Origin of the sequence: Johnsonella ignava ATCC 51276 (assembly GCF_000235445.1) — a bacterium.
GTDB lineage: Bacteria > Bacillota > Clostridia > Lachnospirales > Lachnospiraceae > Johnsonella > Johnsonella ignava.
The window spans coordinates 529,939-543,379 of sequence record NZ_JH378829.1 but is presented as its reverse complement, the minus strand read 5'-3'; the positions used below and the strand labels follow the sequence as shown (position 1 = coordinate 543,379).

Here is a 13,441-nt window from a genome sequence, read left to right as displayed (position 1 = left end):
AAATGTCTTTAAAAAGGATATAAAGTAATAGCTATAAACTATTAATTAATTAGGTATTAATTTAGGAGGAATTAGTTCATGAACAAATCAGAATTGATTACAGCAATTGCTGAGAAGGCGGAACTTAGTAAAAAGGACTCTGAAGCTGCGCTTAAGGCATTTACGGAGGTGGTAACAAAGGAACTCTCAAAAGGTGAGAAAATCCAGCTTGTAGGTTTTGGAACTTTTGAAGTTTCAAAAAGACCGGCGAGGTCAGGTATAAATCCACAGACAAAAAAAGCGATTAAGATCCCGGCTTGCACAGTTCCGAAATTTAAAGCAGGAAAGGCACTTAAGGATTCGGTTAATAAGTAATTAATGAGAGCGGATAAATTTCTTAAAGTTTCTAGGCTTATAAAAAGGCGTACTGTTGCCAATGAAGCCTGTGATGCCGGCAGAGTTTTAATAAATGAGAAAACTGCCAAAGCCTCACAGGAGGTTAAGGTCGGAGATGTAATTGAGATCAGATTCGGTGCCAAAACTACAAAAGTCAGGGTAGTTAGCTTGAATGCCGCAGTGAAAAAAGATGATGCAAAGGAACTTTTTGAATATCTTTAAATTACTGGCTAGAGACCACAGTTTAGATTTTTAACATATATTATGTAAGCAGCAGTTTTATTAATATATGTTATAAGTCTGTACTGTGGTTTTTTATATATTTTTTGATAATACTTTATAGCGTTTATACGATAGAGGTTTTACAGCTTTTATAAATTGAAAACGGTGTCGGGGGAGGACGGAAAAAACTTAAATTATAATACGGGGTAAATAATAAAAGATGGAAGATATGATTTCATATCACGAGCTTGATATGACAAAATTTTCGGCAGGTTATAAAATAATGAGAATTATAATACCTCTTGCGGTATATACAGTGATTGCCGTATTGACAAAGCTGCCTGTAATTTCGGGTAATATATCAGGAACATTCATGAAAATCTTCGGTGAGAACATGACGGTTATGGCAAGCCTTATGCTTAATCTCACACGGTTTATATGTCTTGCACTTGCAGTATATGGAGGCGTTCTTTTTATGATAAAGCCGAAGTTTGAGGCATTGGCTTTGTATCGCTTGGGTGTGGGCTTTATTAATGGAGAGTATGAGCATTTTGTGCCGCATGAAAATGTGCTTTTTAAGATAAACAATAGTGAGAAAAATATAAGCATATCATGCGGAGTACTTAAAATATTCGCATATGGATATAAACTCAAATACTTTAAAAAATATCATCTGCTGAAACATGTTGTAAAAAAATACTGTAATACTGATAGAAGGTATTATATTAAAAGGTAGTGTTTACCTGAATAGACTTATATAAAAAATCCACTTAAAAATCGTTTTTTACTTCATGGCTTGAATTATAAATGCCAACGCTTACTTAACAGTAAAACCTAATAGTAATTTATAGAAATAATGGAAAAATTTTGGTATAATATGAACATCACATTAGCATGTTTTTTCCCTGTAGGAAAGGGTAATGAAGATGGGCAAGGGCTCTGTAAAAAGAAAAGCTAAAAAGTGCTACTGTCAGTTTTATTATTGAAGATAAAAGTAAAAACCGTACTCAAGAGGAATTTCCAGGTACGAAAAGTAATATATATAGAAATAAGGTAAATTTATGAATAAAAGAACACTTGAAATTTTGGGAACTATAGCAACATGTACCGCTATGTTTATGTATATATCTTATTTTCCTCAAATAATTAATAATTTTCATGGAAAAAAAAGCGGTTTTTTACAGCCTATGGTTGCAGCAATAAACTGTACCTTATGGGTCTGCTATGGCTTTTTTCAGGAGAAAAAAGAATGGCCTATCATAATAGCAAATTTACCGGGTGTAGTATTCGGTGCTGTAGCTGCAATCAGTGCTTTGTAGAAAGTGGGAAATTTTTAGAAGTATAATTCACAGTTTGGAATATGAAATATTATCTATTATTATACGATCAAATCATATAGAAATGGCATCAGTGTTATCTTGTTTTTTATATAACTGTAAATGACTGAAATTGCAGAGCAGATATTGATTTGATTGTTGAAATTGTGATTTATGTTTTGAAATAACTATAAATATAATTAAATATCAAGAGGAACTTATGAACGGATTTGTTTTGGTGTCAATAAAATTATTAATTGGTTTTTTAGCTTTGATAATGATAATAAACATATCGGGAAAAGGAAATTTAGCTCCATCATCTGCCAGTGATCAAGTACAAAATTATGTGCTTGGAGGTATTATTGGAGGAGTGATTTACAATAATAATATTAAAATAATGGATTATGTTGGTATTCTGTGTATATGGTGTGTTCTTGTACTGAGTTTAAAATGGATAAAAAAGCATAATGTAAAAATAAAACAGTTAGTAGATGGAAAAGCGTTAATAATTATTGACAATGGTAAAATTAATATTGAAAATTGCAAAAAAGTTGGTTTATCTGCTCATGATGTATCTTTTAAACTTCGAACAAACAATGTTTACTCAGTAAGAGATGTAAAAAGAGCTGTTGTAGAGCAAAATGGTCAACTTATTATTATTCATCCGGGTGAAAAAAATCCGAAGTTTCCATTGATAACAGACGGGCATTTACAAACTGATATTTTAGAATTATTAGGTAAGGATGAAAAGTGGCTAATTGAAGAAATTAAAAAACAAGGCTTAAATAAATACAGTGATATATTTTTAGGAGAATATGTAGATAGCAAGTTAATTCTGGAACCTTATCATTCCTTTGATTAAGAGGTGTTTTTGCTTAAATGATTTATATAAAAGTTCGGCTTTAAAAAATCGTTTTTTACTTCATGGCTTGAATATATATGAAGTATATATTATAATAATATCATTAAATTTCAGTCGGGGTGCAGTATGGCAAGAAATATTAAAAGAAAAACATCACAGAGAAATGAAAACAGGTGGGCTGTAATCACTGTGGTTTTAGTCGCTTTAAGTATGGCTTTTGTACTCAGGAATCAGGTCAATGCACTTAAAGAAAAGCAGGCGGCTTATCAGGAAAGGATAGAGACTCTAACAAGTCAGGTTGAGGCGGAAAGCAGGCGTTCAGAGCAGCTTGAACAATATCGTATTTATGTACAGACAAAGCAGTATATAGAAAAGGTTGCAAAAGAAAAACTGGGTCTTGTAAAGCCTGATGAGATACTTCTTAAGCCCGAACAGTGAATGTTCATATTTATATTTGTATGCTTATATATAAAGCCTATAAAAGTTTTACCTCCGAATCAGTTTAAGATTCGGAGGTTTTTAACTGCTATATGTTTGTTAAAAATATATAAAACATATAGAGTAACTTTTTAAAAAGGAAGTTAAAGCTTCCTGAAATAAGATTTCGATATAGGCATACAATCAGGGAAGGAGATTATATTGCAGGAAGATGTACTAAAATATATAAAAAAACACAATCTCCTTACAGAAGGAGATGTATGTATACTTGCATTAAGCGGAGGTGCGGATTCAACCGCCCTCGCATATATAATGCACAGTATAGCCGATGTATATTCATTAAAGCTTAAAGCGATTCATATAAATCACGGTATAAGAGGTGATGAGGCTGACAGGGATGCCGATTTTACAGCAAAGCTTTGTGAAAGGCTTAATATTAAATATGATATTATATATGTTGATGTGCCATCGTATGCTTCATTAAATAAGCTTTCAGTTGAAGAAGCTGCCAGAATTCTGAGATATAAGTCGCTCTATGAAGCTGCTTTAAAATTTTATTTTAAGGATGATACTGAAAAGATAAAGAAGTTTTCGGATATTAGCGATTTATATAAAACCGATGTTTTTAATAACAGGGTAAAAATAGCGGTTGCACACAATAAAGACGACAATGCTGAAACCGTGATTATGCAGCTTATAAGAGGAACCGGACTCAAGGGACTTTCAGGCATGAAGGCGGCAGCAGGTATGATTATAAGACCTTTGCTCTGTGCAGAAAGGGTACAGATTGAAAAATATCTTAAACAGGAGGGGAGAGGTTTTGTAACTGATTCAACCAATTTAAGTACTGATTATACAAGAAATCGTATAAGGCATAATATAATACCGGAACTGAAAGAAATTAATCAATCAGCCATAGACAATATTAACAAAGCGGCAGAGATTATTTCAGATACATTTGACTATTTAGACAGAAAAGTATACAATATAATAGACAGGCATATGTTGGAGGAAGAAGAAAGGATCAGTATACCAATAGAGGTGCTTAAAAAGCAGCCGCATATTATAACAGCCCATATAATAAGGCTTATGATTGCCAGGGCATGCCACAGTCTTAAGGATATCGCTTCAGTGCATATTGACGGTATAGAGGCACTTATGGATATGCAGGTTGGTAAAAGTATTGACCTCCCCTATAATTTAAGGGCGGAAAGGACCTATGAAAGTCTCTGTATATACCGGAAAGATAAGCATTGTAATAATAAAAATATTTTTATAAAAATGTCTGACGGCAGTATACGGGAGCTTTCAGGCGGCAAAATGTTTGAGATTACCGTGTTTGATTACATATACGGTATGGAAATACCTCATTCCGATGTATTAAAATGGTTTGATGCCGATATTATAGGCAGCGACTATGAGGTAAGGTACAGAAAGACTGGAGATTTTATAAGACTTGAAAAGGTGGGCAGGAAAACTGTTAAGTCATATATGGCTGATGAAAAGATTCCTGCACGGGACAGAGGAGATATACCGCTTCTTGTAAAAGGCAGTGAAGTAGTATGGATAGTTGGAAAGCGTATTAATGAACGTTTTAAAATACACGAAAACACAAAAAAGATTTTACAGATAAGATATATAAAATAATGAGGTAAGGCATATGTCAGAAAAGATCAGGGTATTGCTGAGTGAGGAGCAGGTAAACAAGAGGATTCGGGAGGTTGCACAACAGATAAATAAAGATTATGCCCAAAAGCAGATACATCTTATATGTGTGCTTAAGGGAGGGGCAATGTTTATGTGTGAACTTGCAAGACGTATAAGTATACCTGTATCATTTGATTTCATGAGCGTATCAAGCTACGGTTCGGAAACAACTTCAAGCGGAGTTGTAAGGATACTCAAAGATCTTGATGAGGACCTTAAAGATAAAGACGTGCTTATAGTGGAAGATATAATAGACTCAGGAAGAACACTGTCATATCTTTTGGAGCTTTTGCAAAGCAGAGGACCTAGAAGTATTAAACTGTGTACACTCCTTGATAAGCCTTCAAGGCGTGTTATAAAGGATGTAAAGGTTGATTATGTATGCTTTTCAATACCTGATGAATTTGTAGTAGGCTATGGACTTGATTATAACCAGAAATATAGAAATCTGCCATTTATAGGAGTGGTGGAATTTGACGAAAAGGAGTAAAGCTTTGAAAAATTCAAATCAACAGCAATTTAGGTTTATAGTTATCTTATTGATGGCATTTGCAGTTGGTGGCATGATTTTCAGTGTAATAGAAAAAAGAAATGCCGCCGGCGGTATGAGCAGAAGCAGATTTATACAGCTTTTGTCGGATACAAATGTTGAAGAGGTGATAATAAGTCAGAACAGCCAGACACCGACAGGCTCTGTAAGAATACAGTTTAAAGATCACAGTTTAAGCCAGGATTATTATGTATCTGATGTAAATTCCGTAATACACTACCTTGAAGATAAAAATATAGATTATGTGATAAAGGATATTGAAAAGGGAAATACAATCGCTGATATACTGGTACCGCTTATTCTTACCGTTGCGGCAGCATTTTTTGTACTTATGCTTTTTCAAAGCCGTTCATCCGGTGCAAGCGGTTCAAAGATGATGAATTTCGGTAAAAGCCGTGCCAGGCTAAGCAACACAAATAAATTTAATTTTAAAATGGTAGCAGGACTCAATGAAGAAAAGGAAGAACTTGAGGAAGTTGTCGATTTCCTTAAAAATCCTGCAAAATATACTGCACTTGGAGCAAGAATTCCAAAAGGAATTTTACTTGTAGGACCTCCGGGGACAGGAAAAACCCTGCTTGCAAAGGCGGTTGCAGGTGAGGCTAAGGTGCCGTTTTTTTCAATATCCGGCTCAGACTTTGTCGAAATGTTTGTAGGTGTAGGTGCTTCAAGGGTAAGAGATTTATTTGAAGACGCAAAAAGACATGCGCCATGTATTATATTTATAGATGAGATAGATGCGGTTGCAAGGCATAGAGGCTCAGGGCTTGGCGGAAGTCATGATGAGCGTGAACAGACCTTAAATCAGCTTTTAGTTGAGATGGACGGTTTCGGCGTAAATGAAGGCATCATAATCATGGCTGCAACAAACCGCCCGGATATACTTGATAATGCGATACTGCGTCCCGGAAGATTTGACAGAAAGATAACTGTATCACGTCCTGATATAGGCGGCAGGGAGGAAATCCTTAAGATACATTCAAAAGATAAACCGCTTGGTTCCGATATAGATATTCATGAGGTGGCAAAAGGCACTTCAGGTTTTACAGGAGCCGATCTTGAGAATTTATTAAATGAGGCTGCTATACTTACTGCAAAATCAGGCAGACAGTTTATATCAAAGAACGATATAGATGAGAGCTACATCAAGGTGGGAATAGGCAGGGAGAAAAAAAGCCGTATAATAAGTGAAAAGGAAAGGAAAATAACCGCCTATCATGAAGCAGGTCATGCCATACTTTTCAGGCAGCTGCCTGATGTAGGTCCTGTACATACTATATCAATAATACCCACGGGTATGGGTGCGGCAGGTTATACCATGCCTAAGCCGGGTGAAGACGAGATGTTTAACAGTAAAAACAGGCTTCTTGATAATATAGTTGTGGCACTTGGAGGAAGGATAGCTGAAGAGATCAAGTTTAATGACATCACAACCGGCGCAAGTTCCGATATAAAGCAGGCAACCATGACTGCCAGAGCTATGGTTATGCGTTACGGTATGAGTGAAAAACTTGGATTTATAAACTATGAAGGTGAGGAAGAAATCCTTGTAAGCAGGGATTTTGGACATGAAAAGATTTATTCTGAAAAAACTTCAGCCATGATAGATGAGGAAGTAAGAAATATAATGGAAACCTGTTATAAAAAGGCAAAAGATATAATTACAAGACATATTGACGTTCTTGAAAAATGTGCAGATCTTCTTCTTGAAAAAGAAAAGATAGGCTATGAGGAGTTTGAGGCATTATTTGATGATTAGAGAGGCTATATTCAGTGATGAGACTGATTCTTATGCATTTCCTTCAGAGCCCTGTGAGGGAGAGGATATAAGAATCCGTATAAGAACTGCGTTAAATGATGTTCAGAAAGTATTTTTTATAAACCGTAGTAAAAATCGGAATATTGAAACCCTGATGGAAAAGGTCAGCTGCGACAGATACTTTGACTATTATGAGTTATCTGCCAATATAGGCAGTGAGGAGCTTTTATATGCTTTCATGCTTGAAAGCGGCACTGAAACGCTTTACTATGATAAGCTGGGGATATCAGGTGAGCTTAGAGATATATTTTTTTTCAGAATAATTCCCGGATTTAAGACACCTGAGTGGGCAAAAGGTGCACTTATGTACCAGATATTTGTTGACAGGTTCCGACGGGGAGATGAAAAAAATGATGTGCTTGATGATGAATACATATATATAGGGCTGCCGTCAAGACATATATCAGACTGGAATGAATATCCTTCCGCATTTGACGTAGGATATTTTTACGGAGGGGATCTTCAGGGAGTATTAAATAAACTTGATTATCTTGAAGATCTCGGAGTTGAGGTTATTTATTTCAATCCTCTTTTTGTATCACCGTCAAATCATAAATATGATGCACAGGATTATGAACATATAGATCCTCATTACGGCAAGATAGTAAAGGATGGAGGCAGTGTACTTTCTGAAAATGATACTGATAATAAAAAGGCGGATAAATACCGCATAAGGACAACCGATGAGGCTAATTTAAAGGCAAGTGATGATTTTTTTGCTTTTTTTATAAGGGAAGCACATAAAAAGGGTATAAAAGTCATAATGGACGGGGTGTTTAACCATTGCGGTTCATTTCATAAATGGATGGATCGTGAAGAAATTTACAAAATGACAGGTAAATACCCGCCGGGGGCATATGAGAGTGAGAAAAGCCCTTACAGAGGGTATTTTAGGTTTTACGGAGACTATAACTCAAAAAGCTATGACGGGTGGTGGGGCCATGATACGCTTCCTAAATTATTTTATGAAAACAGCCAAAAACTATTTGATGAAATAATGATGATAGCCAGAAAGTGGATCAGTCCTCCTTACTGTGCTGACGGATGGAGGCTTGATGTGGCTGCCGATCTGGGTCATTCAACTGAATATAATCATTTTTTTTGGAGCAGGTTCAGGCAGAATGTCAAAGAGGCAAATCCTCAGGCGATTATTATAGCTGAGCATTACGGAGATCCGTCATCATGGCTCAACGGCAGGCAGTGGGACAGCGTGATGAATTATGATGCTTTTATGGAGCCTGTAAGTTGGTTTTTGACAGGTATGGAAAAGCATTCCGATTGGAGAGATGATTCAAAACGTGGCGATGCCGATTTATTTTTTGACATGCTTTTAAGAAATAAGGCAAGGATGCCGATGCCGTCATATATGATGGCGATGAATGAGCTTTCAAACCATGACCATTCAAGATTTTTAACAAGAACAAACCGGACGGTAGGCAGACTCCAGACTATGGGAAGCCGTGCCGCAGGTGAGGGTGTAAAACTTTCGGTATTCAGACAGGCAATATTGATGCAAATGACTATGCAGGGGGCACCTACTATATACTATGGAGATGAAGTCGGATTATGTGGGTGGACTGATCCTGATAATCGCAGAACATATCCGTGGGGTAATGAAAATCTTGAGCTGCTTGAGTATCATAAGTATATGAATGATATACATAAAGAATATAAAGCGCTTAGGTTAGGCAGCTTTATACCTGTATATGCTCAGAGGGATCTGGTGGTTTATGCAAGGACATATTATGACGAATCAGTGCTTGTAGTTGTTTTTACAGGTGATTATGATACTGAAATCCATATACCTGCATGGCTGGGAGGATTTACTCCCGATAAAAAAATCAGGAGAGTTATGTATACATATGATGACGGTTATAATGTTGGTAGTATGGCATATACTATGGAAGATAAATATTTACATATGAAAATAATTAAAAATTCAGGGATTATATTTGTTTCCAACTAAAAATTTGCTATAATACCAACAAAGAATAGCTGAAATTTACTGTTCTTTGTACAGATAATACAGAGTTTACAATATTAAGTTATAGGAGAGGAGAAGGTGATGAAATCTTATGACAGGATAATACTCGGAGCCGGTATGTACGGGCTGTATGCTGCCGGGAAATTACTAAGATCAGGTTATAAAACCCTTGTAATCGATATGGACGAAGAACCCTTTGCAAGGGGTTCTTATATAAACCAGGCAAGACTGCATAATGGATATCATTATCCGAGATCGTATTCTACTGCTTCAAAATCGGCGCATTATTTTCAAAGATTTTATAATGATTTTAAAAACTGCATAAATGATGAATTCGAACAGATATATGCGGTTGCAACTGATTACAGCTGGACAAATGGTGAACAGTTCCAGAGATTTTCAGATAATCTTGGTGTGGTATGTGATGAGATCAAAAAAGACAAATATTTTAATCCGCATACTATAGATAAGGCGTTTCACACACTTGAATATTCATTTGATGCTATACTTTTAAAGAAAAAGCTCTATAATGAAGCAATTGAAGCAGGGGGTGAATTTCTCTTTGGGAAAAATATAACATCCATACAAAAAAGTGATGAAAACGGAGTTTTTATAATCACTGTCGGAAATACAGGTTATGAGTCGCCATATGTACTTAATGCAACTTATGCCGGTACAAACCAGATACATCACATACTTGGATATGAACAGCTTAATATAAAATATGAGCTTTGTGAGGTTATACTTTGTAATGTTTCGGAAAACATAAATGGTGTAGGTCTTACGGTGATGGACGGACCTTTCTTTTCAGTCATGCCTTTTGGACGGACCGGATACCACTCTATAACAACAGTTTCAAGGACACCGCATGAAACATCATATGAGAAACTGCCGATATTTAAATGTCAACAGTTCAGAGATGACTGCACTCCTGAATCGACCTGCAACTGCAACAGTTGTGATTATAGCCCTAAAACGGCGTTTGTTGATATGGTTCAGATAGCTAAAAAGTATCTTTCACCTGATATAAAGATAGAGTATGTAAAGTCATTATATACTTTAAAACCTATTATAAAGGCTTCTGAGATAGATGATTCAAGACCTACTATTATAAGGAGTTTTTCAAGTAAACCTGATTTTTATACGGTATTTTCAGGGAAAATAAATACAATGTATGATTTGGATTCAATACTATAATTTAGGGGGATATAAAATTGAAATATCTTGAAGATAATTATATTTCTATTGTGGCAGTAGTACACAATAATGAAAATATTATAGAGAAAAAAATAAATGAACTTTTAAACATACTTAAAGAAAATTTTAAACATTATGAGCTGATACTGGTTGATAACAAGTCTGCTGATAAAAGCCTTGAAATCATAAAAAAAATGCCTGCAAACTTTACCTATATTGAACTTCCGGTAAATCATGATACTCAGTCGGCATTGGCAGCGGGTGTAAATATTGCCATAGGAGATTATCTTGTAGAGATAGAGGATATATCCATAGATATGGACTACAATCTGATTATGGATATGTATAGAAAGTGTCAGGAGGGGAATGATTTTGTTTTTCTGACACCGCAAAACACAAGCTTTTTATCAAAGCTTTTTTATAAAGTTCTTAATTCAAGCCTAACCAATTTTTTTAAGGCGGATATAGGTTCATCGCTTATGACACTTTCTTCGAGACGGGGACAGAATAAGACTGCGGATATAGGCAGAAAGCTTGTAAACCGCAATGTTTCCTATGTGCTTTCAGGTCTTAAATATGCATATATATCATGCGATATAAATTACAGAAATACAAGGAGCTTTGGACAGAATTTTCAGCTGATGATGCAGACACTTCTGTATTATACAGATATTGCGACAAGAGCTTGTCAGAATATATCTCTGTTTTTTCTTGCAGTTTCAGTATTTTTTATATTTTACAGTATATATGCCCGTTTTGTGGGACATCCTGTAGAAGGTTGGGCATCTACGGTAATTATAATAAGTATAGGTTTTGCGGGAGTATTTCTTATAATGGGTATGATTATAAGATACCTTGATAACATACTTAAAAATACATCCGACAGCAAACCTTATATATACAGGAATATTGAGAAAAAGCAGTTTTAAGGAGAGACAGAGTTTTTATGCCAGAAGATAAAAACAAAAATATAAAAAAACCTCTGCTTTCAGTGATTGCTCCTATGTACAATGAGGAAGGGCTTGTAGAGGTTTATTGCAATACGCTTATAGCTGAACTGGAACCCGTGATGGGAAATTATTCTCTTGAAGTATTGCTTGTAGATGACGGTTCAAAGGATTCTACATGGGAAAAGATGCTTGAGATGAAGAAAGTATATCCTCACAATATAACACTTATAAAGCTATCAAGAAATTTCGGGCTTGAAGGAGCTGTAAATGCCGGTTTAAAAAAGGCGGCAGGAGATGTGATAGTTGCAATGGATGCGGATCTTCAGGATCCGCCTTCCGTTATAATAAAGCTTCTTAAAAAATATGAGGAGGGCTTTGATGTAGTTGTCGCAAAACGGGCAAAGCGTGAGAATGATAATGCATTTAAAAGATACTCGGCGAAGCTGTATTATTACATACTTGATAAACTTTCAGGAAAACTTACACTTGAAAACGATGCGGCAAACTTCAGACTTTTATCAAGAAAAGCACTTGATATATTAAATTCTCTGCCTGAGGTTAATCCGGTATTCAGAGTTACGGTTCCGTTTATAGGTACAAAAACCGGAGTTGTTGAGTATGAAAGAGATAAAAGATATGCCGGAAAGACCAAGTATAAACTGGCATCAATGGTAAGATATGCTTTAAACAGCCTTACAGGTATCTCGGTTGAGCCTTTAAGGAAGATTTTTTACTTGATGCTTATAGAATTTGCGGCATCATTTGTTTTATTGCTTTTATGGCTGTTTGGAGAGAAATTTTATAAGGATGTATATATTATTCTTTTTGCAATAACAGTTTCATCGGCTCTAATACTGCTTGCAATCTCAATAATAGCGGAATACATTGCTCAGCTTTTTTTAGAAACCAAAAAAAGACCTATATCTATAATATATGACTATATACCTTTTGAAAAGGATAATGAAGAATAAGCATGTGAGTATATAAAAACCTGCAATTATTTACGTCTGCAATGTGATTTTAAGTACAACAAAGAAGGGATAAACGGATATGGAATATGTAAGAATAGGAAACTCAGGACTTAAATTAACACAAATTACATTTGGAAGTGCGCTTACTATAGGCACTGAAAATCTGGCTCAGTCTTTTTCAGATGAACTTATATCAAAAGCATGGGAACTTGGCATACGTTCATTTGACACTTCAAACAATTACGGTTTTGGAGAAGCTGAAAGACTTGTTGCAAAGTCCCTTAAGCACTATCCTCGTGATGAATATGTTATATCTACAAAAGGTTCATGGCAGATAGGTGAAAGCCCGTATCATAAAGGGCTTTCAAGAAAGCATATATTCTGGGCGGCAGAAGAGTCCCTTAAAAGAATGGAACTTGACTATGTTGATTTGTATTATGCACACAGGTATTATGATGATGTGTCTATGGAGGAGATAGTCAGAACCTTTAATTACCTTATAAATAAAGGGCTTATAAGATACTGGGCAACGTCTGAATGGCCTGTACATGCACTTGAAAAATGTCATGAGGTCTGCGACAGGCTTGGACTTGAAAAACCTGTACTTGAGCAGAGCTTTTATTCGTATGCAGTACAAAAAGTCTCAACTAACGGTGTAAAGGATTTCTGTATGAAACATGGAGTAGGGATGCTTGGTTTCGGTGTGCTTGCACAGGGGCTTCTTACAGGTAAGTATAAAGACGGTATACCGGAGGATTCGAGAATTGCAAAAAGTGAAAAGATAAATTACTCAAAAACTGCCGACATATACAATCAGAACAGGGAAACGATTACGTTATTTCTTAAAATCTGCGAAAAGTACGGGGTCAAACCTGTGGCTGCAGCTCTTGGCTGGAGTATAAGGAATAGGATTTACCCGGTCCTTGGTGCGAGCAGACCTAAGCAGCTTGAAGAAAGCATACTTGCACTTGAGTCTGATATACCTGAGGGTTTTTGGAAAGAGCTTGGTGAGACTTCTCATATTTAGATTAAATTTATAAAGGAAATTAA

At 35.7% G+C, this 13,441-nt stretch carries 14 protein-coding genes; all 14 read left to right on the top strand.

The annotated features are described in order from the left end of the window. The first annotated feature begins 78 nt into the window (after positions 1 to 78). Positions 79 to 354: an HU family DNA-binding protein gene (locus tag HMPREF9333_RS02485; RefSeq protein ID WP_005539547.1), complete on the top strand. Its 276-nt coding sequence runs from the start codon at positions 79 to 81 to the stop codon at positions 352 to 354. A gap of 3 nt (positions 355 to 357) precedes the next feature. Beyond that, the gene (locus HMPREF9333_RS02480) at positions 358 to 597 is read left to right on the top strand and encodes an RNA-binding S4 domain-containing protein (RefSeq protein ID WP_005539546.1); all 240 of its coding nucleotides are present in this window, start codon (positions 358 to 360) and stop codon (positions 595 to 597) included. A 220-nt stretch (positions 598 to 817) separates the two neighbouring features. Further along, positions 818 to 1,333, top strand: coding sequence for a hypothetical protein (locus tag HMPREF9333_RS02475; RefSeq protein WP_005539544.1), 516 nt, complete (start codon positions 818 to 820; stop codon positions 1,331 to 1,333). Between the two features lie 325 nt (positions 1,334 to 1,658). Then, positions 1,659 to 1,916, top strand: coding sequence for a SemiSWEET family transporter (locus tag HMPREF9333_RS02470; protein ID WP_005539542.1), 258 nt, complete (start codon positions 1,659 to 1,661; stop codon positions 1,914 to 1,916). A 217-nt stretch (positions 1,917 to 2,133) separates the two neighbouring features. Continuing rightward, on the top strand, positions 2,134 to 2,775 hold the full coding sequence (locus HMPREF9333_RS02465) for a DUF421 domain-containing protein (protein WP_005539541.1): 642 nt from the start codon (positions 2,134 to 2,136) through the stop codon (positions 2,773 to 2,775). Between the two features lie 126 nt (positions 2,776 to 2,901). Continuing rightward, on the top strand, positions 2,902 to 3,213 hold the full coding sequence (locus HMPREF9333_RS02460; RefSeq protein WP_005539539.1) for a septum formation initiator family protein: 312 nt from the start codon (positions 2,902 to 2,904) through the stop codon (positions 3,211 to 3,213). A gap of 201 nt (positions 3,214 to 3,414) precedes the next feature. After that, a complete protein-coding gene (gene tilS, locus HMPREF9333_RS02455; RefSeq protein WP_005539537.1) occupies positions 3,415 to 4,860 on the top strand; it encodes a tRNA lysidine(34) synthetase TilS in 1,446 nt (481 codons plus the stop codon). Positions 4,861 to 4,873: 13 nt separating this feature from the next. Beyond that, a complete protein-coding gene (hpt, locus tag HMPREF9333_RS02450; RefSeq protein ID WP_005539535.1) occupies positions 4,874 to 5,410 on the top strand; it encodes a hypoxanthine phosphoribosyltransferase in 537 nt (178 codons plus the stop codon). A gap of 52 nt (positions 5,411 to 5,462) precedes the next feature. Continuing rightward, positions 5,463 to 7,229 (top strand): ATP-dependent zinc metalloprotease FtsH, encoded by a 1,767-nt coding sequence (ftsH, locus tag HMPREF9333_RS02445; RefSeq protein WP_156797253.1) that lies wholly within the window; start codon positions 5,463 to 5,465, stop codon positions 7,227 to 7,229. Then, on the top strand, positions 7,222 to 9,255 hold the full coding sequence (locus HMPREF9333_RS02440; protein WP_156797252.1) for a glycoside hydrolase family 13 protein: 2,034 nt from the start codon (positions 7,222 to 7,224) through the stop codon (positions 9,253 to 9,255). Before ftsH ends, HMPREF9333_RS02440 begins: the two co-directional genes overlap by 8 nt. A 99-nt stretch (positions 9,256 to 9,354) precedes the next feature. After that, positions 9,355 to 10,470 (top strand): FAD-dependent oxidoreductase, encoded by a 1,116-nt coding sequence (locus HMPREF9333_RS02435; RefSeq protein WP_040882033.1) that lies wholly within the window; start codon positions 9,355 to 9,357, stop codon positions 10,468 to 10,470. A gap of 17 nt (positions 10,471 to 10,487) precedes the next feature. Beyond that, the gene (locus HMPREF9333_RS02430; RefSeq protein WP_005539530.1) at positions 10,488 to 11,399 is read left to right on the top strand and encodes a glycosyltransferase; all 912 of its coding nucleotides are present in this window, start codon (positions 10,488 to 10,490) and stop codon (positions 11,397 to 11,399) included. Between the two features lie 17 nt (positions 11,400 to 11,416). Beyond that, a complete protein-coding gene (locus HMPREF9333_RS02425; protein WP_005539529.1) occupies positions 11,417 to 12,391 on the top strand; it encodes a glycosyltransferase family 2 protein in 975 nt (324 codons plus the stop codon). Positions 12,392 to 12,470: 79 nt separating this feature from the next. Then, positions 12,471 to 13,418, top strand: a complete 948-nt coding sequence (locus HMPREF9333_RS02420) for an aldo/keto reductase family protein (protein WP_005539528.1) — start codon at positions 12,471 to 12,473, stop codon at positions 13,416 to 13,418. Positions 13,419 to 13,441: the final 23 nt, after the last annotated feature.

What these genes read in the sequence shown, in the direction of transcription:
- HMPREF9333_RS02435 (WP_040882033.1), top strand. Translation starts at nt 9,355, where the DNA reads ATGAAATCTTATGACAGGATAATACTCGGAGCCGGTATGTACGGGCTG.
- HMPREF9333_RS02475 (WP_005539544.1), top strand. Translation starts at nt 818, where the DNA reads ATGGAAGATATGATTTCATATCACGAGCTTGATATGACAAAATTTTCG.
- HMPREF9333_RS02470 (WP_005539542.1), top strand. Translation starts at nt 1,659, where the DNA reads ATGAATAAAAGAACACTTGAAATTTTGGGAACTATAGCAACATGTACC.
- HMPREF9333_RS02480 (WP_005539546.1), top strand. Translation starts at nt 358, where the DNA reads ATGAGAGCGGATAAATTTCTTAAAGTTTCTAGGCTTATAAAAAGGCGT.
- HMPREF9333_RS02440 (WP_156797252.1), top strand. Translation starts at nt 7,222, where the DNA reads ATGATTAGAGAGGCTATATTCAGTGATGAGACTGATTCTTATGCATTT.
- ftsH (WP_156797253.1), top strand. Translation starts at nt 5,463, where the DNA reads ATGGCATTTGCAGTTGGTGGCATGATTTTCAGTGTAATAGAAAAAAGA.
- HMPREF9333_RS02420 (WP_005539528.1), top strand. Translation starts at nt 12,471, where the DNA reads ATGGAATATGTAAGAATAGGAAACTCAGGACTTAAATTAACACAAATT.
- hpt (WP_005539535.1), top strand. Translation starts at nt 4,874, where the DNA reads ATGTCAGAAAAGATCAGGGTATTGCTGAGTGAGGAGCAGGTAAACAAG.
- HMPREF9333_RS02460 (WP_005539539.1), top strand. Translation starts at nt 2,902, where the DNA reads ATGGCAAGAAATATTAAAAGAAAAACATCACAGAGAAATGAAAACAGG.
- HMPREF9333_RS02425 (WP_005539529.1), top strand. Translation starts at nt 11,417, where the DNA reads ATGCCAGAAGATAAAAACAAAAATATAAAAAAACCTCTGCTTTCAGTG.
- HMPREF9333_RS02485 (WP_005539547.1), top strand. Translation starts at nt 79, where the DNA reads ATGAACAAATCAGAATTGATTACAGCAATTGCTGAGAAGGCGGAACTT.
- HMPREF9333_RS02465 (WP_005539541.1), top strand. Translation starts at nt 2,134, where the DNA reads ATGAACGGATTTGTTTTGGTGTCAATAAAATTATTAATTGGTTTTTTA.